Source organism: Adlercreutzia sp. (assembly GCF_056795635.1).
Window position 1 is genome coordinate 1 of the sequence record NZ_JBQIIT010000032.1, and the last position, 19,596, is coordinate 19,596.

Sequence of the window (19,596 nt, forward strand, 5' to 3'; positions counted from 1 at the left end):
ACGGTGCCGTCGACGAGATCGCCCTCGTCGAACTCGGTCAGCGTGCCGTCGATCATCTCGTTCATCTGCTCGTCGGAGATGTCGGAGAAGTCGATCACGGAGGTGTTCTTGATTTCGGTCAAAACGGACCCCTTTCAAAAACTAAATCGGGGACCCTTCGTCATGATGGTTGATACTTACCATGTTCGCTTGCGCAAGCAAGGGATCGCGGTGCAACAAACATGTCTCGGGGGCCAGCAGTTACTTTCACTTGTCCGTTTGGGCAAGCCCGCCCAGTATAGCACTGGGCACGGGCAAAACATTGTGGATTTTCCCCGAGTGCCGACATTTTCCGCACCGCCGCCAAACGCTTGCCGCCCGAGAGATTCCGAGAGCCGCGAAGTGGGGCCGGCCCTCCCCGAGCCCGACACTGCCCTGGAGCCGAAGGGGGACACCCCTACCGGGTAAGGGCGTCTCACGCAAGGGCGGTCGACGACACCGCCCCGGCGCAGGGAGGGAGGGGCGCCGGGGCGGTGGATGGCGGCGCCTTCAGGCGCCCGGAAAAAGCAGGGGAAGCGGCTTAGGCCAGCAACTTCACCACATGGATGGCCTCGGTCATGGTGCGACCGCAGGCGAAGCCGTGGAGCTGGTCGGGATAGCAGCCGGAGAACACGGAGCCGGAGCAGTCGCCGGCGGCGTAGAGCCCCTCGATGGGGTTGCCCTCGGCATCGAGCGCCTGGCACTCGTGGTTGATGCGGATGCCGTCGATGGTGGTGAGCAGCGTGCCGCCGAGGGTCGCACCGAAGAAGGGCGGGGTGCGCAGCGCGGAGAGGCGGTAGGCCTCCTTGCCGAAGTCCGGATCATCCTGGGCGTCGAACAGCTCGTTGTAGCGCTCGCACGCGGCCAGGAAGTTCTCCTTGGCCTCGGCGGCAAAGCCGAGCTTGTCGGCGAGCTCCTCCAGGGTGTCGGCCTTCTGCAGGCGCCCGTCCCCGAGCTCCTTCTCGAAGAACTTGTCCAGGTCGTAGGAACCGTCCTCCCCCTTGAACATCTGCACCATGTTGCGGGTCATGGCCGAGCAGCCCAGGGTATGGAAACGCTGCACGTCCTCGCCGAAGTTGCCGTCCCACACCGATACGTAGGTGCCGCCGGGCAGCTGGGCCGCCGCATGGGGCAGGTAATCGTAGTCGGCCGACTCGTTGGCGAAGCGCTCGCCGTTCATGTTCACCTTCAGGAAGGGCTGGGTGCCGGGGTTGAACTGGCCGTTACCGGGGAACTGGGGCTCGCCGGCCTCGACGGATTCCTCGGTGTAGCCGGCCTTCGTGCCCGGGGCCACCAGGCCGCGGTCGAAGATCATCGTGGCCGAGGTGAGGTCCTTGGCGGCGCCGGCCCACAGCGCCGCCTTGATGCCGCCGCCAGTGTTGTTCTGGTTGTAGCCGAGGGCCGTGACCGACTGGGTCGTCACCGGGGACAGGGCCGTCAGCATGGCGGGGTTGGCCGCATAGCCGCCCGTGGTGAGCAGCACGCCCTTGGCGGCGTTCACCTGCACGTAGCCCTCGGGCGTGTTGAAGATGGCACCGGTCACCCGGCCGTCCTCCTCGCGCACGAGCTTGGCAAGCTCGTGGCCGAAGGTCACTTCCCTGCCGGCCTCGTTGATATGCTTCTCGAACAGCACGTTACGCTCGTCGAACTCGCGGCCGCCGTTCTCGTCCACGTAGTGGTGTTCGAAGGGCGGGGTGTAGAAGGGCGTGCCGCCCATGCCGCCGGGCATATCGAACTCGTCGGCGATGACCACGGCGCCCGAGGCGGTCATGATGCCGTCCACGAACTCGAACATGTCGTTGGACTCGTCCATCCACATGCGAATGAGGCGCTGGTCGCAGTTGCCCTGGGAGTAGCGCACGATCTCACCCATGAGCCGCTGGCGGTCCACTTCCACACCCAGTTCCTTGAACGGGCGGGTGCCCAGGGCCGCGAACCAATGGCGCGTGGCGCCCACGGTCTCGCCCTTCTCGCAGAGGATGAAGTCCACGCCGGCATCGGCCGCATAGGCGGCCGCGGCCATGCCGCCGTTGCCCGCGCCCACGATGAGCAGGTCGCAGTCCTTGGTGGCCGCAATGTCGCCCTCGGCGATATCCGGGGCGGTGCCCAGCCAGTCGGCCGCGGCGGGGGCCGCCTCGCCGGCGGCGCCGGTCTCGGCCATGGCCTCGGTCTCGGCGGCCGCCTTGGGGGCGCAGCCGGCCAGGCCGAGCGCCGCCAGGGCGCCGACCCCGGCCACGCTGCCGATGAACCCGCGACGGGAGATGTCAGTGATGTGCTCCATGGATTTCCCTCCTGTTGGGAGCGCCCCGCGGGGCGCTTGACCTTGCAGCGCCCGGCCCGCGTTTCCCGCGGCCCTCGGTAAGGCGCTGCCCATCGAAGAGCCATCCTAGCGACACCGCCCCGGCCCATCACCACCCCCGGCGGGTGTTTCGCCCCACGGCGCCGCGCTCCCCCTCCTGGGGTGATTTTGAGGCGTTTTCCCAGGTAAAGAATGGAGCAGTGTAACTTTCTCCTGGAAGGGCCGCGCGCCAGGGCCTACAATGGCCCGAAGAGACGAGGGAGGATGCGGCATGATCTCATTGAGGCCATCGGAAGACAGCGGAGCGAAGGGGGCGGGAGCCACGGCGCTCTGCGTCGCGGGCTTCATGATGCTCGGCGTGGCGGGCTACGCGCTCAACGCCAGCGTCTACGCCCACGTGTCCACCTACTGCGGCATCGCCCGGGAGATCGCCACCCTCGTGAACGCCGCGGCTTTCCTGGCGCTGTTCCTCGCCGCGACGTTGAGGCCCCGCCTCATCGACCAGCGACAGCTGACCACCATAGCCGCCGGCTGCGCGCTCACCGCCGCCCTCGTCCTCGAATTCGGGCTCGCGGGTGCGGTGCCCTGGGCCACCATCGCGGGGCTCGCCTGCGCGAGCGTCGCCTCGGCCTGGGCGGCCACCACGCTCGTCTGCGCCATCCTAGGGCTGCGCTCCCTGCGCAGGGCCACCGTGGCCATCGCCATCGGCACCGCCATGGGGGAGGCGGCCGCCGTGGCCCACCCGCCCATCCCCTTCAATATCGGGGCCGTCGAGACCCTCGCCTGCTACGCCGTCGTGATGCTGGGGCTCTACCGCCTGGCCTCCCCCGTCTTCGCCCGCATTGCCGCAGGAGACGCCCCCATCGATCTGGAAGTCGCCAACCCCGAGTCGTTCTTGAGCCCCAGCAATGGCCTGTTTCTCTGTGCGCTGCTGTTCAGCATCGCCACCGGCTACGGCCTCACCTTCGGCGAGGTGGACCGGGCGCCGGCGAGCATCGGCACGAGCGTCATCGTCATCGCCGGCGCGGCCCTATGGCTTTTATTCTCCCGCAGCCGCGACAAGGAGGACACCCTGTTCTCCTTCTGCGTGCTCATGGTCATCGGCGGCTTCATCGTGACTCCCTTCATGTTCCTGTCCGATCTCGCCTCGGCCAATGCCCTGCTGCGCATCGGCGTGCGCTGCTTCGATATGCTCGTCTGGCTCGTCGTGGTAGCCGTGGGCTCGCGCAATCCCCTCGCCCTGCTGCCCACCTTCGCGCTCATTCGCTCGCTGAACGCCTTCGGCACCGATCTCGGCGCCGTGGCGGGGCACACCACCAACGAGCTCATCGGCGTGGACGGCACCATGGCGGCGCTCATTGCCGAGGGGGTGCTGTTCCTGTTCGTAGCGCTGCTCTGGACGCGCTTTCGCTCCTTCAGCTTCACCGACGCCATCCGCGGCGTCGTGGCCGTGGGCCGCGACGGCCAGGCCCGGGGCCCGCGCGCCAGCGGAACCGACTACGCCGTCGTCGCCCTGGCGGATCCCGAGGGCGGCACGCCCGCAGCCGCGACATTGGAGGACGAGGCGGCCGGGCCGTCCGGTACCGCGGCAGAGCCGCCGACCGCGCCGCCCGAGCCCAGCATCGAGGAGCGCTGCGCCGCCATCGGGGCCACCTGCGGCCTCACCGAGCGCGAGGTGGAGATATTCGCCCTCCTGGCCCGCGGCCGCAACGGCCAGTTCCTCATGGACTACTACGTGGTGTCGCGCAACACCGTCAAGAGCCATATCAAGCACATCTACGCGAAGCTGGGCGTCCACTCCCAGCAAGAGCTCATCGACCGCGTGGAATACGGCTCGTAGGCGCCGCGACCGCTGATCCCGGCGCGGGGCGGCCTCTGGCGGCATCATCTCGGCCCCGGGCTCCCCCGTTGCGCTAGAATAGGAAGGCACGTTTCATCGGTTCGGCTTCGTCGAGATAAGGCTCTCGTCATGGAATTGACGCTCGCGATGTTTCTCTCCCAGGCAGGGGATCACCCCGTCCTGCTCGGTATTCTGGCCCTGGTCATCGGCGTGACCGTCATCTCGGGCGCCACCGACGCCCCCAACGCCATCGCCTCGGCGGTCTCCACCCGCTGCCTCTCGCCGACGGCGGCCCTCATCTTGGCGGCCGTCTTCAACTTCGTGGGGCTCGTGGGCATGACCTATATCTCCACCGCCGTGGCCCACACCATGTTCAACATGGTGGACTTCTCCGGCAACACCCACCAAGCGCTCCTCGCCCTCATCGCCGCCATGATAGGATCCATCGGCTGGGGCGTGTTCTGCTGGTTCTGGGGCATTCCCGCCAGCAAGTCCCATTCGCTCATCGCCGGCGTCACCGGCGGGGCCATCGCGCTGAACGGGCTGGGCGGCGTGGTGCTCTCCGAGTGGATGCTCGTCATCTACGGCATGGTGTTCTCGCTCGTGGGCGGCTTTCTCCTGGGCATCGCCACGACGCGCCTCATCGAGCGATGCTTCTCCAACGCCCCGCGGGGGCGGGCCAACAAGGTGTGCGTGATGTTCCAGGACATCTGCGCCTGCGCCCTGTCGTTTCTGCACGGCGCCCAAGACGGCCAGAAGTTCATGTCCATCGGGCTGTTGGGCATCGCGCTCGCCTTCGATATGGAGACGAGCGGTGCCACCGATTTCCCCCTGTGGCTCATGGTCATCTGCTCGCTGGCCATGTCCATCGGCACCCTGCTCGGCGGCAAGCGCATCATCAAGTCAGTGGCCATGGACATGGTCTCCATGGAGAAATACCAGGGCGTGGCCGCTTCGGTGTCCACGGTCATCACCCTGTTCGTGGCCTCCATGACCGGCATGCCCGTCTCCACCTCGCACTGTTCCACCGCCTCCATCATGGGCGTGGGCGCCGCGCGCAGCTTCAAGCGCGTGAACTGGGGCGTGGCCCGGCGCATGGTATCGGCGTGGCTGCTCACCTTCCCCTGCTGCGGGCTGATCGGCTGGGGCCTCGCCAAGCTGTTCATGATGTTCTAGGGATGCTCTTCTTTTATCGTCAATATGATGTCTTATAGAATTTCCTACTGAAATAATGATATGATCAAACCAGTTAACTCGTAGGAAATGAGGTGTGCCATGGTTGCCCCCAAAGGTTCCATCTATTCATCTACCGCCCTCGCCTCTCGCCAGCGCGAGGTAAAGGACGTGGCCGATCGCCAAATCGTCTACATCACCGAGAACGGCAATGGAGCCTATGTGTTCTGCTCCGAGGAAATATTCGACCGTGAGCTCAAGCAAGCCCGCGAAGATGCCCGCTACGAGGCGGAGATGGAATTCGTCCTCCGGCGCGGCAAACGCGATATCGAAGAGGGGCGTTTCACCACCGATGTCGACGGCTTCGTCGCCCGCGTTCGCGAGAAACGGGGACTGTAGTGACCGAAGTGCGCATCTCCGAAGGCTTTGAAGAGGATCTGGCCATTGTGCTGTCGAGCAGGGTTCTTGATGACATCCTCAAGGTGATCGAGATACTGCCCACGATACCCAGCATGGGGTCGACCGACGTGGCGGCCGCCCTCGCTTACAAATTTGGCGAAGGCGTGCGCAAAATCCCCGTCGGCCCTTTCGATATCGTTACGTTCTACGAGGATGAGGCCGATCGCGTCACCGTGCTCGGCCTCATCCATCAGCGCGCGGCTTGGTGAAAACACGTCTCCGCAAGAAAAGCCTCTTGCAGCTCCAACCCAAAGCCCGCTTCACGGCGCAAAAGGGCCCGGACATCTCATCCGGGCCCTGAAACTTGTCGCGGCCGAGCGGCCAGGTCTACCCTCGGGATCGCTTTACACCTGCTCAGCGGCTTTTGCCTGGGCCTCGCGCAGGGCGCGGACCATCTGGTCGGCGCAGGAGGTGGAGCGCCGTCCGCAGGTGTTGCCCTCCAGAAGCGCGGCCACCTCGTCCACCTTCATACCGGCTACCAGCTTGGAGATAGCCTTCAAGTTGCCGTCGCAGCCGCCGGTGAACTGGACGCTCTCCACCGTGTCGTCGCTCACGGCCACATCGATCTGGCGCGAGCACACGCCCCGGGGGATATAGGTATGCATAGGGGTTCCTTTCTCTCGTTTCTCGCGAGAGATTGTAGCACGGGCGCCCCTACACCGCCGCCGGGCCCCGCTCGCCGGTGCGAATGCGCACCACCTCTTCGACCGGCGTCACGAAGATCTTCCCGTCGCCCACCTCCCCGGTGCGAGCGGCGCCCACGATAGCGTCTACGAGGGCGTCCACTTCCCCATCGTCCACGACGATCTCGAACTTCACCTTGGGCACCATGTTCAGCAGCACCTCGGTGCCGCGCACGTACTCGCTCCAGCCGTGCTGGGCGCCGCAGCCGTGCACCTGGGAAATGGTCATTCCCGTCACATCGGCCGCGAACAGCACGTCCTTCAGCGCCTCCATCTTCTCGGGCCGCACGATGGCCGTTACTCGCTTCATAGGTCTTCAACTCCTTACTTGTCGCCTGTCGTGTGTCCCACGCCGCTAGTCCAGGCCCAGGTACGCCGGATAGGCCGACTCGCCGTGAACGGCCACATCAAGACCTGCGGCCTCATCGGCGGCGCTCACCCGCAGGCTGCCGCCGAAGCAGGCCCGCACAATGAGCGCGAGCACTCCATCGGCAACGACCACGAACGCGATGGTCACCAGAATGCCCAGCACCTGGGCGCCCAACAGGCCCCAGTCTCCCGTGTACAGCAGGCCGCCCTGATCGGTCCAGGACAACTCCGGCACACAGAACAGGCCCGTGAGGATGCCGCCCACAATACCGCCGACACAGTGGCAACCGAACGCATCCAGGGCATCATCGTAGCCGAGACGGCGCTTGGCCTGGGAGATGGCCCCGTACACAATCGGGCTCACGACAAGCCCCATAACGAGCGCGGCCCACGGCTCCACGAACCCGGCCGCCGGGGTGATAGCCACCAGTCCCGCCACGAGCCCCGTGGCCGCACCCACCAGCGTGCACTTCCCCACCGTGACACGCTCGGTAATCATCCACGACAGCACACCGGCCGCACTGGCCGCCACGGTGTTCAGCAAGGCAAGTCCCGCTACGCCATCGGCCGCGAACGCGCTGCCGGCATTGAATCCGAACCAGCCGAACCACAGAAGCGCCGCGCCCAGGGCCACGAAGGGCACGTTGTGGGGACGGTAGGACATGACGGCGAATCCCTTGCGACGACCGAGCATGACGCACAGAATAAGCCCGGTGAGCCCCGAGGAGATATGCACCACATCGCCCCCGGCGAAGTCCAGGGCGCCGATCATCTCGCCGATGAGCGAGCCCTCGCCGCCCCACACCATGTGCGCGAGCGGCGCGTACACCACCACGACCCATGCGGCCACAAAGGCGCATACGGCCCCAAACTTCATGCGCCCGGCCACCGCACCCGTGATGATGGCGCAGGTGATCATCGCAAAGGCCATTTGGAACACGATGTCGGTGACGGCCGGATAGGCCGCCCCCAGGGCGGGATCGCCCGCAAGCGCTCCCTGGCTCAGCAGCACCGCTGCCGCCGTCGGCTCGCCTTCGGCCTCTGCGACCATATCGCGCGCGACGCTCAAGCACCCGATCTGGTCGAAGCCGCCGAAGAAGGGCAGCGATCCGTCGCCGCCGTAGGCAAAGCTCCAACCGCACACCACCCACGCAACCCCGGCGATGCCGAGGGCCGCGAACACCATCACCATGGTGTTCACCACGTTCTTGCGCCGCGAAAGCCCGCCATAGAAGAACGCGAGACCCGGCGTCATGAGCAGCACCAGCATGGCGCACACGAGCATGAAGCCGGTCGAGCCGGTATCAATCATAGGAATCGACCTCCTTGCATCGGCGCGGGCCGCCCGCGCCCATCGGGAACGCTTTCGATTCTTCCACGGCGAAAGCACACCCCCAAGGTCATCGATGATTGTTAACCCCCTCTCAAAGAAGTGTTAACGCAGGCGACCTTTCCTTGCCACGGAGCGGAAACAATTCGCGACACCGCCATCGAAGGCCCGAAAAATGTCTACAATGGGATCGATCGACGAGCACATTGCGCAATCCTGGACAAACATGCGTCGAGTGAGCTCCCGCAAGGAGAAAACGGTCCCTTTTCAGGCTCGAATGACCCCGAAAAGGGATCGGAAACCGCTTATTTCGACCCCGAGCAGCCAACGGAGCCTTCGAGACAGCGCACTCGAAGCCCTTTTGTCCAAAAACGCGAGAAGTGCTCGCACCATTGGCGCCAATCGGAAAGGAAACCCCATGAGCGTGTCATTCCGCCAGGTCGAGCGTGACGAGGAAGTAGAGGCCCTCGCACATATGGCCCATCACATTTGGAACGAGTACTGGCCGGCGCTCATCGGCCAAGAGCAGACCGACTACATGGTCGAGAAGTTCCAGAGCCTGAACGCCTTCCGCACCGACATCGCCGACAACGGCTACGAGTACTTCTTCATCATGGACCGCGAGAACGCCACACCGCGCGAGCTCGATCAGGCAGCCCACGGCGCCGACATTCACGATAAGGGCGGCAGCGCGCCGGCCGATGCCAACGATGCCGTGGAGTCCGAGCGCGACGGGGAGCTGGCCCGGGAGGCGGAGGGCTTCGCCCGCGAGGCCGCCAAGCCCCGCATCATCGGGTACACCGGCGGTCACGTCGAACCCGAGACGAACCGCTACTTCATCTCGAAGATCTACCTGCTGAAGGAACACCGCGGCCGCGGCTTGGCTACCGCCATCGATCGCCTCTACGAGAATCTGGCCCGCAAGCGCGGCCTGGATGCCCTGTATCTTACCGTGAACAAGAAGAACGCCATGGCCATCCGCGCCTATGAGAAGCTCGGCTTCGAGACCATCGAGTCCGTGGAAACCGACATCGGCGAGGGCTTCATCATGGACGACTACATCATGGAGAAGAAGCTGCGCTAGCCCCGCCGGCCCCGAAACGTTCAAAGGCCCGCGGTGACGCGGGCCTTTTTCATGGCGGAAAACCAGTTCGCAGCCGCTACTTCAGGGCCGCGCGGACGGAGGCGGCGATGCCGGGGGCGTCGAGGCCCAAGTCAGCGAAGAGCTGCCCCACAGGGCCCTGGCCCACGAACTGGTCGGGAATGCCGAGGGTGAGGGCGGCCGCCGCGGCCCCCTGGCGCGCGAGCACCTCCAGCACGCCCTGACCGGCACCGCCGGCAATGACGCCCTCCTCCACGGTGACCACCAGCTGCGTTGCCGCCGCGGCCGCGATGGCCTCCTCGTCCAGGGGCTTCACCCAGCGCATGTCCACCACACGGCACTCGATGCCCTCGGCGGCCAGAAGCTCGGCGGCGCCGCGGGCACATCCCACCATGCGCCCGAAGGCGAGCAGGGCCACATCATCGCCCTCGCGCACCGTGCGGGACTTCCCCACTTCCAACATCTGCGGCGCATCGGGCAGGCACGCCCCCTCTGCCTCACCACGCGGGTAGCGCAGCGACACAGGGCCGGGAAGCGCCAGGGCCGTATGCAGCCCATGGACCAGCTCGGCCTCATCCGACGGCGCCAGCACCCGCATATGCGGCACCATGCGCATATACACCATATCGAACACGCCGTGGTGCGTGGGGCCGTCATCGCCTACGAGCCCCGCGCGATCCAGGGCGAACACGACGTTTTCCGCCGGCAGGGCGCAGTCGATGATCATCTGATCCACGGCCCGCTGCATGAAGGTGGAGTACAGGGCCACCACGGGCTTCTTCCCGCCGCAAGAGAGCCCTGCGGCCAGCCCCACGGCCTGCTCCTCGGCAATGCCCACATCGACGAAACGCTCGGGGAACTCGGCGGCGAAGCCTTTGAGGCCGGTACCGCCCCCCATGGCCGCCGTGATGGCCACCACATCCTCGTCCCGGGCCGCCTCGGCGCTGATCGCCCGGCCGAACACCTCGGTGTAGGTGGGGGCGACCGCGGCCTTCTTCACCGCCTCACCAGAGGCGATATCGTAGGGGCCGGTGCCATGGAAGCGCTCCGGGTCGCGGCGGGCCGGCTCGTAGCCCTCTCCCTTACGGGTGACCACGTGCACGAGGGCCGGGCCGTCCATCTCCAGCACGAGCGACAGGATGCTGCGCAACTCGGCGATGTTGTGGCCGTCCACGGGATGGGTGCACACGATGCCCAGGGCCTCGAAGATCATGGTGTCGGGAATCACCATCTGCTTGAAGGATTCCTTCATCTTCTTGCCGAGGCTCAGCAGACTGCGGGCCACCGGGCCGCCGGATTCCATGGCCTCCTGAAGCCCCTCGCGGGCCTCGCGGTAGTGGCCGTTGGCACGGATGTTCCCCAGATGCTTCATGAGGGCACCCACATTGCGCGAGATGGACATCTCGTTGTCGTTCAGGATGATGACGAGGGGCAGCTGCTCGTTGCCCATGTAGTTCAGAGCCTCGAAGGCCATGCCGCCCGACAGCGAGGCATCGCCGATGAGGGCCACCACCTTCTCGCCCGTGCCCTTGAGCTGGCGGGCCTTGGCCAGGCCCGTGGCGATGGAGAGCGAGTCGGAGGCGTGGCCGGAGAAGTGCACGTCGTAGGGGCTCTCCGTGGGCTTGGTGAAGCCGGAGATGCCCCCGTAGCAGCGCAGGGTCTTGAACGCCTCGCGGCGTCCCGTGAGCAGCTTATGGGCATAGGCCTGGTGGCCCACGTCGAAGACCACGCGGTCCCGGGGCATGGTCAGCAGGCTCTCTAGGGCCACGATGATGTCCACCGCGCCCAAAGACGAGGCCACATGGCCCCCGGTCACCGAGGTGGTGGCGACGATCTCCTGGCGGATCTCGGCGGCCAGGATGGCCAGCTCCTCGTTGGTGAGGACCTTGAGGTCGTCGGGGGAACTGATGGCATCGAGTATGCGCGGCACGTCCATGGCACTCTCCTCTATACGGCGGCGCTCTCGTCCGCGGCGATTTCGGAGGCGCTCTCGGCGGCCTCGGCGGCCTCGCCGTCGGCGGCATCGGCCCCATCCCCGTCGGAAGCGGCGGCCCCGTCGGCAACCTCGGCACCTTCAGCTCCGTCGCCCTCGGCAGCGAGGTGCGCCTCGATATCCTGCTCGGACAGATCGCAGGCGGACAGGCCCAGCTTCACGGCCTCCTCGTAGAGTTTGAGGGCGTCGTCGAGGGAGATGTCCTCGGCGGACACCTCGTCCACGATCTGGGTCAGGCGCTCGTGCACCTGGCCGAAGCCCGACGGCTGCGCGGCATCCATGGGGCTACACCCCCGCCTGCACGCAGGCCGCGGCGCCCGAGGCGCCCCGCACGGCATCGGCCATCAGGGCGTCGCCGGCAGCCATGGCGCCCTCGGCGGCCGGCTCGTCGCCGCACGCCGGCACGGCGCCGTCAACCCCGGGGGCCTCCTCGGCAACTGGCGCCTCCGCCGCGCCGTCGGCTGCGCAAGCGGCCTCGTCGCCCATGGAGCGGGCGATGCGGCCGAGCACGCCGTTGACGAAGCGAGGGGAATCGTCCTCGCCGCCGAAGCCCTTGGCCAGCTCCACGGCCTCGTTGATGGAGACCGAGACCGGCACGTCGTCGCAGTGGTACATCTCATAGGTGGCCAGGCGCAGGATGGAGCGGTCCACGATGGGCATGCGGGACAGCGTCCAGTTCTCGGACGCCCCCTCGAGTCGTTCGTCGATCTCGGCTTGGCAGCCCTCGACGCCGCGGATGAGCGCCAGGGCGTAATCGCTCAGGGAGCCCTCGCAGATGCGGCCGAATTCCGTGGCCGCCTCCTCCTCGGTGGCCGGGGCCTGCTCGGTGGCCACCAGGCAGAGCCCCTCGTCCAGCAGCTTGGAGGGGGACTCCCCCTTCAGCTCGCTCGTATAGAGGACCTGCACCGCGCAGGCGCGGTCGCGGGTCCTCTCGTGTTTTCTCAAAGCCATAGGAGCGCGCCGCCTAGGACTGGAACTGGATGCCGTCGATGTACACGTCCACGGCCGACACCTCGACGCCGGCCTGGGTGGCCAGCGACTCGGCAACGGCGGAGCGCAGGGCGGCCGCCAGCTCGGGCAGCACGTGCCCGTAGTACACCTCCACGTGCACGGCCACGTAGAGCTTGCCGTCCTCGGTCATCTTCGTCTCGATGCCGGAGGTAGAGGGCTTGCTCGCCAGCATGGAGCGGATGCCGCTCGTGGCGAAGTTGCCGAGCGAGGCCACGCCGTCCACCTCGCTGGCGGCCACGGAGATAATGGTCTCCATGACGCCCGGGGCGATCGACAGTCCCTCGACGTTCATTTCATTGGTCATAGCACATCTCCCATCTGGGTTTCGATGAAGTCCGTGGTGGCGTCGCCGGCCAGGAACACCTCGTTGTCCAGCACGCGCTGGTGGAACGGGATGGTGGTGGCGATGCCCTCGATGACGAACTCGTCCAGGGCACGGCGGGCGCGGGCCACGGCTTCTTCGCGATCCTGTCCATGTACGATAACCTTTGCGACGAGGGAATCGTAGTGCGGAGAGATTTTAGAACCAGTTCGTAAATAGGTTTCCACGCGCACGCCGGGACCCGCCGGGGGCTCGAAGCGCGTGACGGTGCCCGGGCAGGGGCGGAAGCCGTGGGCCGGGTCCTCGGCGTTGATGCGCAGCTCGATGGCGTGGCCGGCCGGGGTGAACGGCGCCCGGGGGGCGCAGCTCATGGGCTCGCCGGCGGCGATGCGCAGCTGCTCCTTGATGATGTCGGTGCCGGTGACCTCCTCGGTCACGGGGTGCTCCACCTGCACGCGGGTGTTCATCTCCATGAAGTAGAACTCGCCGCGCTCGTCGAGCAGAAACTCGATGGTGCCGGCGTTCTTGTAGTCCACGGCGCGGACGGCCTTCAGGGCCGCCACCCCCATGGCGCGCCGCAGCTCGTCGGTAAGTGCCGGCGAGGGGGCCTCTTCCAGGAGCTTCTGGTGGCGGCGCTGGATGGAGCAGTCGCGCTCGCACAAGGCCACGGCGTTGCCGTGGTCGTCGGCGAGCACCTGCACCTCCACGTGGCGGGGGCGCAGCACGAGCTTCTCCAGGTACACGCCGTCGTTGCCGAAGGCGGCGCCGGCCTCGGTGCGGGCGGCCTTGTACTGGGCTGCCAGGTCAGCCGGGTCGTGCACCTCGCGCATGCCCTTGCCGCCACCGCCGGCCGTGGCCTTGATGAGCACCGGATAGCCCACCTGCTCGGCGAAGGCGGCGGCCTCCTCCACGGTATCCAGGCAGCCGTCGGAACCGGGCACCGTGGGCACGCCGCAGCCCTTCATGGTCTCCCGGGCGCTGGACTTGTCGCCCATGCGCTCGATGCACTCGGCGGCCGGGCCGATGAACACGATGTCGTTGTCGGCGCAGGCGCGGGCGAAGTCGGCGTTCTCGGCCAAAAAGCCGTAGCCGGGGTGAATGGCCTCGGCGCCGGTGTTCTTGGCCGCCGCGATGATGGAGGCCATGACCAGGTAGCTCTTGGCCGACTGGGCAGGGCCGATGCACACGGCCTCGTCGGCGTACTGCACCGGGTAGGTGTTCGCGTCCTCGGTGGAGTACACGGCCACGGTCTTCACGCCCAGCTCGCGGGCGGCGCGCATGATGCGCAGGGCCACTTCGCCGCGGTTCGCGACGAGAATTTTCTCGAACATGGCAGGGTCTCCTACACGCCCGGGGTGGGATCGTGGGGCTCCACGTAGAAGAGCACGGTACCGTACTCCACGGGCGTGGCGTCGGACAGGCAGACCTCGCGCACGGTGCCCATCTCCTCGGCCGCGATCTCGTTCATGAGCTTCATGGCCTCCACGATGCACAACGTCTCGCCGGCGGCCACCTCGTCGCCCACCTTCACGAAGGGCGGCTCACCGGGGGCCGGGGCCTCGTAGTAGGTGCCCACCATGGGGGCGACGACCGGCTTCCAGGTGGCCGGACGCGTGGGGGCCTCCTCGGCCGGCGCGGCGGCCGCGGGGGCAGCCGGGGCCGCCTGGGCCACGGGAGCAGCCGGCGCGGGGGCCGCTACGGGCGCGCCCTGGCCGGGCATGCGCACGGCGATGCGGACGCCCTCCTCCTCGACGACGATCTCGCCGACGCCGCTCTCCTCGGCAACGCGAACCAGCTCGCGAATCTGATTGATGTCCACGTAATCATCCTCCTTGGTGCCGCTGGATTCCTGCTCCAGCATGAAGTCGACCTTCTCGGATACTCGGTGCTTGGAAAGGTAGGTGCGGGCCTCGTTGGGGAACAGGGCGTACATGAGCACGTCCTCCTCGCTGTGGGCCAAATCCCCGATCTCGTTGGCCACCTCGTCGTAGGTGGTGGTCACGAGCGTGCCGGGGGCGACGGCCGGATCCAGGATCTCGGTATCGCCGGCCACCTTCGCCACGATCTCCTTGTCCATATGGCCCGGGGCCTTACCGTAGTAGCCGCAGACGTAGTCCTTCATCTCCTTGGAGATGACGCTCCAGCGCTTGCCGGTGAGCACGTTGAACACGGCCTGGGTGCCCACGATCTGGGACATGGGGGTCACGAGCGGCGGATAGCCCACCTCGGCGCGGACCTTCGGAATCTCCGCCATGACCTCGGGCAGGCGGTCGACGGCCTTCTGCACCTCCAGCTGGCTGATGAGGTTGCTCATCATGCCGCCGGGCACCTGATGGGAGTACACCTGCATGTGGATGAGCGAGGACACGCCGCGCTTATAGTGGCCGCGCTTGCGCATCTCCTCCCAGTACTCGGAGATCTCGAACAACAGGTCGAGGTCCAGGTCGGTGTCGTAGCGGCTCTCCTTGAGGGCGGCCACAATCATCTCCACGGCCGGGTGCGAGTTGCCGAAGGCGAGCGGCGCATGGGCGGTGTCGGCCACGGCCACGCCGGCCTCGGCGGCCTTCAGGATGTTGGCCGGGGCCATGCCGCCGACGTAGTGGCAGTGGATGTGCACCGGCAGGCCGATTTCCTCGTTGAAGGCCTTCACCATGCGCTCGGCGCGGTAGGGGGTGAGCATGCCGGCCATGTCCTTGATGGCGATGGTGTCGGCGCCCAGGTCCTTCAGCTGCTGGCCGTACTCGAGGAACGAGTCCAGCGTGTGCACCGGCGAGATGGTGTAGGAGATGGCGCCCTCGAACAGGCCGCCGTGCTCCTTGATGGCCTCGGCGTTGTCCACCACGTTGCGGATGTCGTTCAGCGCGTCGAACACGCGGAAGACCTCGATGCCGTTGCGATGGGCGGCGCCGATGAAGCGATTGACGATCTCGCGCGAGTAATGCTTGTAGCCCACCAGGTTCTGGCCGCGCGACAGCATAGCGAGGGGGGTGTTGGGCGTCTTGTCCTTGATGGCGCGCAGGCGCTCCCAAGGGTTCTCGTCCAGAAAGCGCAGGCAGGAATCGAACGTCGCCCCGCCCCACGCCTCGATGGCCCAATAGCCGACGCGGTCCATCTTCGGCAGGATCGGCAACATGTCGCCGATCTGCATGCGGGTGGCCCACAGGCTCTGCTGACCGTCGCGGATGGTCGTATCCATGATCTGAAGCCGTGGCATGAACTCACACCTCCTTATAGTTAGTCAAAGATCAAGGGCTGAATTATAAGGGAAGCCTACCACGGTCCTGAGGGGCAGCGCCTGATTTGCCGACAAGAAACATCAACGAAGCGGCGGGAGGGGCCCCACGACGACCGCATGGAACAGCGCGTCATCGCTGCGCGCCCTCCCCCATGGCGGCTCTTCCCCAGCAAGGGGCAGGGCGGCGGCCTTCGAGGGCTAGCGCTCCACGAGATCGAGCAGCTCTTGGTGGGAGTGGATGCCGAGCTTCGCGTAGACGTGCTTCACGTGGGCCTTCACGGTGTTGCGCGACACCACGAGCGCCTCCTCGATATAGGCGCGGTCGCGGCCGCGGGCGAGCATGGCGAACACTTCGGCCTCGCGCGGCGTGAGGGAGAACTCCTCGGCGATGGTCGCGCAGCGGGCGGCAAAGGCCTCCTCGGCCGTCCGGGCCGCGGGCATCGGGGTCGTCGCCGGTCCGGTCCCGACTCCATCTCCCGAGGCCGCCGACGCTCCCACGGGCACCGGATCGATGCCGTCGATGACCCCGGCGAAGGTGAAGCGCTTCAGGCCGATGGTCACGTAGGCGGCGAAAACCAGCAGCAGCACGGCGGGGATGGCCACTCCCAAGACCGGAGTGCTCGCTGCGGCGCCATTGACCAGCATGCCGGCAGCGGCGCCCGAGAGCGAGCCCAGAGACGAGATACCGTTGCCCCAGGCCACCGTTGTAATGGCGCCCAAGGGGTTGCGGGCGGCGATGGTGATGAGCGCCATCTGGGCAGCCATGACGAACAGCCCGTTGCCCGCGTTCAGAAGCGCTACGTCGGCCGCCCTCCCATCGACGACGAGCAGAGGTTGGGCAGCCAGAAGGAATCCGGCCATCACCACAAGAGCCGACAGCTGCACCAGGCCATCGGCGGGAAAACGCCGCCGCGAGAAGACGACATAGAGTGCTACGGCTGCCGCCGGAGTCGTTGCCGGTGAGGTACAGGCCCTCGATGGGGTCGCCATCCTCGTTGCACGGGTGCATGTTCGTGTCGATGGTCACGCCGTCGAGCGTCGCCAGGAACCACGCGCCGGTGCGCACGCCGTAGAAGGGCGGCGTATCGATGGCCATAAGGCGGTGCTTCTCCTTGTAGTAGTCGGTGTCCTCGCCTGCCGCAGCCATCTCGTTGTAGTGCTTCCACGAGGCCACAGTGGTCTCCACGGGCAGGTTCAGCTTCTCGGCCAGCTCCTCCATGGTGTCGGCCTTTTGCACGTAGCCGTCCTCGATGAGCTTCTCGATCATGCCGTCCACCACGGCCATGGGGATGTTGTTCTTCGCCCCGTTGGGGAAGGGGAACAGGCGGCAGCAGCCCACCTCGTCCATGGCCTCGGCCTGCGCGGCGTGGTTCGCGTCCCAGATGTCCACGTAGGTCTGGTGCGGCTGCATGATGGTGGAGTGCAGCATGTAGTCGTAGGGGCCGCTCTCGTTGCAGAAGCGCTCGCCCTTCAAGCTCAGCTTCAGGAAGGGCTGCTCGCCGAACCAGAACCAGCGGCCGAGCACGCCGTCGCCGGCGTACTGGTCGGGGCGCACGCAGGCGCGGTTGAAGGTGCAGGCGGCGCCGAGCGGATCCATGGTGGCGCCGAGCCACAGGGCCGCCTTGATGCCGGAGCCGGTGGGGTTGCCGCCGCTTCCGGGGGCCGCGATGCGAATCTTCTGATTCCAGGCCTGACGGTCCTCCATCATCTCCAGGTTGTTGCCGTAGCCGCCGGTGGAGAGAATGACGCCGCGACTCGCGTTAATGCGCACGTAGCGGCGATCGCCTTGCACATCGCGGGCGATGACGCCGGTCACGCGGCCGGCCTCGTCGGTCTCGCACTTGACGAACTCGGTGTACCAGCGGGTCTCGGCGCCCTGCTCGGCGGCATAGGCCAAGATGGACTCGGCGAAGCCCCACTCCTCGTCCTCGGCCACCGCACTGGTCTTCTGGGGGCTGTGGCCCGTGGCGAAGGCCTTGTCGCGGCCCGGGTCGGAGGTGTCGCCCACGCCGCCCTCGAACTCCATGACCATCTTTCCGTCGCGCTGGATGATGTCGGTGAGCCAATCTACCATGGCGCCGGACTCATCGGCCCACAGCTTCACGAGGTCGTAGCTCACAAATCCGTTGGCGTAGCGGACGATATCCTCGACGGCCTCTTTCTTCTCGATGCGGAACTCGGGGAACTCGTCGAAGGAGGCCTGCTGCAGACGCGAGTCGATGGCACCGATGTCCTCGCGGACGTTGTGGGGCTCTCCCTGGCGGTCAATGCCGAGCACGCGCGCGCCGTTTTCCGCTGCCGATATCATGGCCGGGATGCCGCCGGTGCCCATACCCACGACGAGCACCTCGGTATCAATGGTCTCGGCGATCTCGGACTCTTCGATGACGGGCGGCGCGCCCAGCCAGGAGGGGCCGCCGAAGTCTCCGGCACTCGGGTTGGCCGGTGCTTCGGCCGCGTACCCATGGCCGCATCCGGACAGCGCCGCGGCGGACAGGCCGCCCAAGGCCGCCAGGCCCGCGCCTTTGAAGAAGCTGCGGCGGGAAACGTTACTGGACATTGGGGGCCTCCCATCCTTCGGGCAGCGTCAGGTCGTGGCACTCGTTGCACACGAGCACCTGGCTCTCGTGAATCTTATGGCAGTCGCCGCATTCCAGGGCCATGTCCTGATGGCTCGCATGGGGGTTGTACTTCTCGTCGTTGCCGGCAAATCCCCACAGGTTCGCGGTGATCTCGTCGAAGCTCATGCCGGCCGCGTGGTGGCACTCGGGCCGCGCGCAGAACTCCTCGTCAGCGAACTGCTTGCCGGTAGCCAGCATAGTGCCGTCTTCGGTCATGGGATAGTTGTCGGATACCCAGGCCATCGCCTCAGACACCTGGGTCGTCAGCTCCGCGGTGTGGCAGGCCAGGCAGTTCTCGCCGGCCTCGGCGTGGGCCGTCACGCCGTAGCGCGAATCACCCGAGTCGTAGGTTTCCACATAGTAGTCCATAGGACTGTGACAGATGGCGTTGCAGAAACTCGGCTGCTCGTGCCACACCCAGAACCCCGCACCGGCCACTACGATGACGGCCGCCACCACGCCGGCGGCGATCCACCCGCGCCGGGAGCGCTTCTTGGGAGCGGGCGCGGCCCCATGCCCCGACGGGCCGGGCACCCCCTTTTCCTCGTCGATGCTCATGCTCGCTTCCTCCCTTCCTTGTTTTGATAGAAACGGCAGACCCAGTGTGCGCCCAACGGAGGCGAAAAGCCATTACCCCAGCGGGGTAAACTTCGCGTTTAGCCTGGTGACGAAGGAACTCCCCCTGCAACGAATCACCCGAAACACTCCGCTTCCCCGATTGTTTCCAAATCGCCCTCCGACCCCGCGCCCTCCTCGCCCACCAGATGCAGCGCCGCTGAAGGCGGCAAGAGTTCCCAGCGGCCACTTTCGCGGCCCGCTGTCAACGGAAGAAGCCGTAGCTTAATTATGAACAATTACTCGCCATTTGGAGGATTGCCGGGCGAGCGCGAGCACCCGCCATTAGAATACGGGGAAAACGACTTCGATTCGGGAGGCACCATGGCCATTCGCATCATCGTGGACTCGTCGGCAGACATGGAAGAGGACTACGCCGCCGCCCATGGCATCACCATCATCCCCATGACCATCACCTTCGGCACCGAGGAGTTCGCCGAGGGCGTCGACATCAGCCGCACCGAGTTCTTCGAGCGCCTCATCGAGAGCGACGAGCTGCCGCGCACGAGCCAGATTCCCCCCATGG

18 protein-coding genes and 2 pseudogenes are annotated in these 19,596 nt (G+C 66.5%); 6 read left to right on the plus strand and 14 right to left on the minus strand.

The features are described 5' to 3' along the window. Together ACTOXK_RS11235 and ACTOXK_RS11240 are read right to left on the minus strand one after the other, a co-directional pair. Positions 1-122: pseudogene (locus ACTOXK_RS11235) on the minus strand (30S ribosomal protein S1); the annotation flags it as partial. 437 nt (positions 123-559) lie between these two features. Further along, positions 560-2,299, minus strand: a complete 1,740-nt coding sequence (locus tag ACTOXK_RS11240) for an FAD-binding protein (RefSeq protein WP_482276628.1) — start codon at positions 2,297-2,299, stop codon at positions 560-562. 289 nt (positions 2,300-2,588) lie between these two features. On the opposite strand from ACTOXK_RS11240, the gene ACTOXK_RS11245 reads away from it, so the two are divergent. The 4 genes from ACTOXK_RS11245 to ACTOXK_RS11260 all read left to right on the plus strand — a co-directional run bounded on the left by ACTOXK_RS11245 (position 2,589) and on the right by ACTOXK_RS11260 (position 5,998). Further along, positions 2,589-4,157, plus strand: a complete 1,569-nt coding sequence (locus tag ACTOXK_RS11245) for a helix-turn-helix transcriptional regulator (protein WP_482276627.1) — start codon at positions 2,589-2,591, stop codon at positions 4,155-4,157. Positions 4,158-4,286: 129 nt separating this feature from the next. Continuing rightward, positions 4,287-5,333 carry an inorganic phosphate transporter gene (locus tag ACTOXK_RS11250; protein WP_482276626.1) on the plus strand — a complete coding sequence of 349 codons (1,047 nt, stop codon included), beginning with the start codon at positions 4,287-4,289 and terminating at the stop codon, positions 5,331-5,333. A 99-nt stretch (positions 5,334-5,432) separates the two neighbouring features. Then, complete coding sequence (locus ACTOXK_RS11255) at positions 5,433-5,729, plus strand: hypothetical protein (RefSeq protein WP_482276625.1); 297 nt, start codon at positions 5,433-5,435, stop codon at positions 5,727-5,729. After that, positions 5,729-5,998, plus strand: a complete 270-nt coding sequence (locus ACTOXK_RS11260; RefSeq protein ID WP_482276624.1) for a type II toxin-antitoxin system RelE/ParE family toxin — start codon at positions 5,729-5,731, stop codon at positions 5,996-5,998. The genes ACTOXK_RS11255 and ACTOXK_RS11260 overlap by 1 nt, the downstream gene beginning before the upstream one ends. Before the next feature lie 135 nt (positions 5,999-6,133). Here ACTOXK_RS11260 and ACTOXK_RS11265 read toward each other — a convergent pair whose 3' ends face one another. From ACTOXK_RS11265 to ACTOXK_RS11275, 3 genes are read right to left on the minus strand one after another with little or no spacing between them, the layout of a single operon-like run. Continuing rightward, entirely contained in the window at positions 6,134-6,427 is a 294-nt protein-coding gene (locus tag ACTOXK_RS11265; RefSeq protein WP_482276748.1) for a TIGR03905 family TSCPD domain-containing protein, read from the minus strand. A 16-nt stretch (positions 6,428-6,443) separates the two neighbouring features. Continuing rightward, positions 6,444-6,782 carry a P-II family nitrogen regulator gene (locus ACTOXK_RS11270; RefSeq protein WP_482276623.1) on the minus strand — a complete coding sequence of 113 codons (339 nt, stop codon included), beginning with the start codon at positions 6,780-6,782 and terminating at the stop codon, positions 6,444-6,446. A gap of 45 nt (positions 6,783-6,827) precedes the next feature. Next, positions 6,828-8,153 (minus strand): ammonium transporter, encoded by a 1,326-nt coding sequence (locus tag ACTOXK_RS11275; RefSeq protein ID WP_482276622.1) that lies wholly within the window; start codon positions 8,151-8,153, stop codon positions 6,828-6,830. 436 nt (positions 8,154-8,589) lie between these two features. On the opposite strand from ACTOXK_RS11275, the gene ACTOXK_RS11280 reads away from it, so the two are divergent. Then, positions 8,590-9,255: a GNAT family N-acetyltransferase gene (locus tag ACTOXK_RS11280; protein ID WP_482276621.1), complete on the plus strand. Its 666-nt coding sequence runs from the start codon at positions 8,590-8,592 to the stop codon at positions 9,253-9,255. 76 nt (positions 9,256-9,331) lie between these two features. Here ACTOXK_RS11280 and dxs read toward each other — a convergent pair whose 3' ends face one another. The 9 genes and pseudogenes from dxs to ACTOXK_RS11325 form a co-directional block, all read right to left on the minus strand. Beyond that, a complete protein-coding gene (gene dxs, locus ACTOXK_RS11285) occupies positions 9,332-11,209 on the minus strand; it encodes a 1-deoxy-D-xylulose-5-phosphate synthase (protein WP_482276620.1) in 1,878 nt (625 codons plus the stop codon). Between the two features lie 11 nt (positions 11,210-11,220). Further along, positions 11,221-11,547 carry an exodeoxyribonuclease VII small subunit gene (locus ACTOXK_RS11290; protein WP_482276619.1) on the minus strand — a complete coding sequence of 109 codons (327 nt, stop codon included), beginning with the start codon at positions 11,545-11,547 and terminating at the stop codon, positions 11,221-11,223. Between the two features lie 4 nt (positions 11,548-11,551). After that, the gene (nusB, locus tag ACTOXK_RS11295; RefSeq protein WP_482276618.1) at positions 11,552-12,217 is read right to left on the minus strand and encodes a transcription antitermination factor NusB; all 666 of its coding nucleotides are present in this window, start codon (positions 12,215-12,217) and stop codon (positions 11,552-11,554) included. Positions 12,218-12,230: 13 nt separating this feature from the next. Further along, complete coding sequence (locus ACTOXK_RS11300) at positions 12,231-12,581, minus strand: Asp23/Gls24 family envelope stress response protein (RefSeq protein ID WP_151430526.1); 351 nt, start codon at positions 12,579-12,581, stop codon at positions 12,231-12,233. Next, a complete protein-coding gene (accC, locus tag ACTOXK_RS11305; RefSeq protein WP_482276616.1) occupies positions 12,578-13,930 on the minus strand; it encodes an acetyl-CoA carboxylase biotin carboxylase subunit in 1,353 nt (450 codons plus the stop codon). Before accC ends, ACTOXK_RS11300 begins: the two co-directional genes overlap by 4 nt. A gap of 11 nt (positions 13,931-13,941) precedes the next feature. After that, positions 13,942-15,813 (minus strand): acetyl-CoA carboxylase biotin carboxyl carrier protein, encoded by a 1,872-nt coding sequence (gene accB, locus ACTOXK_RS11310; RefSeq protein ID WP_482276615.1) that lies wholly within the window; start codon positions 15,811-15,813, stop codon positions 13,942-13,944. Between the two features lie 219 nt (positions 15,814-16,032). Continuing rightward, complete coding sequence (locus ACTOXK_RS11315) at positions 16,033-16,824, minus strand: response regulator transcription factor (RefSeq protein WP_482279428.1); 792 nt, start codon at positions 16,822-16,824, stop codon at positions 16,033-16,035. A gap of 7 nt (positions 16,825-16,831) precedes the next feature. Then, positions 16,832-18,394: pseudogene (locus ACTOXK_RS11320) on the minus strand (FAD-binding protein); the annotation flags it as partial. After that, a complete protein-coding gene (locus ACTOXK_RS11325) occupies positions 18,384-19,013 on the minus strand; it encodes a cytochrome c3 family protein (protein ID WP_482276614.1) in 630 nt (209 codons plus the stop codon). The pseudogene ACTOXK_RS11320 and the gene ACTOXK_RS11325, both read right to left, overlap by 11 nt. A gap of 381 nt (positions 19,014-19,394) precedes the next feature. On the opposite strand from ACTOXK_RS11325, the gene ACTOXK_RS11330 reads away from it, so the two are divergent. Beyond that, positions 19,395-19,596: DegV family protein (locus ACTOXK_RS11330; protein ID WP_482279938.1), on the plus strand; the 202-nt coding region annotated here is incomplete at its 3' end.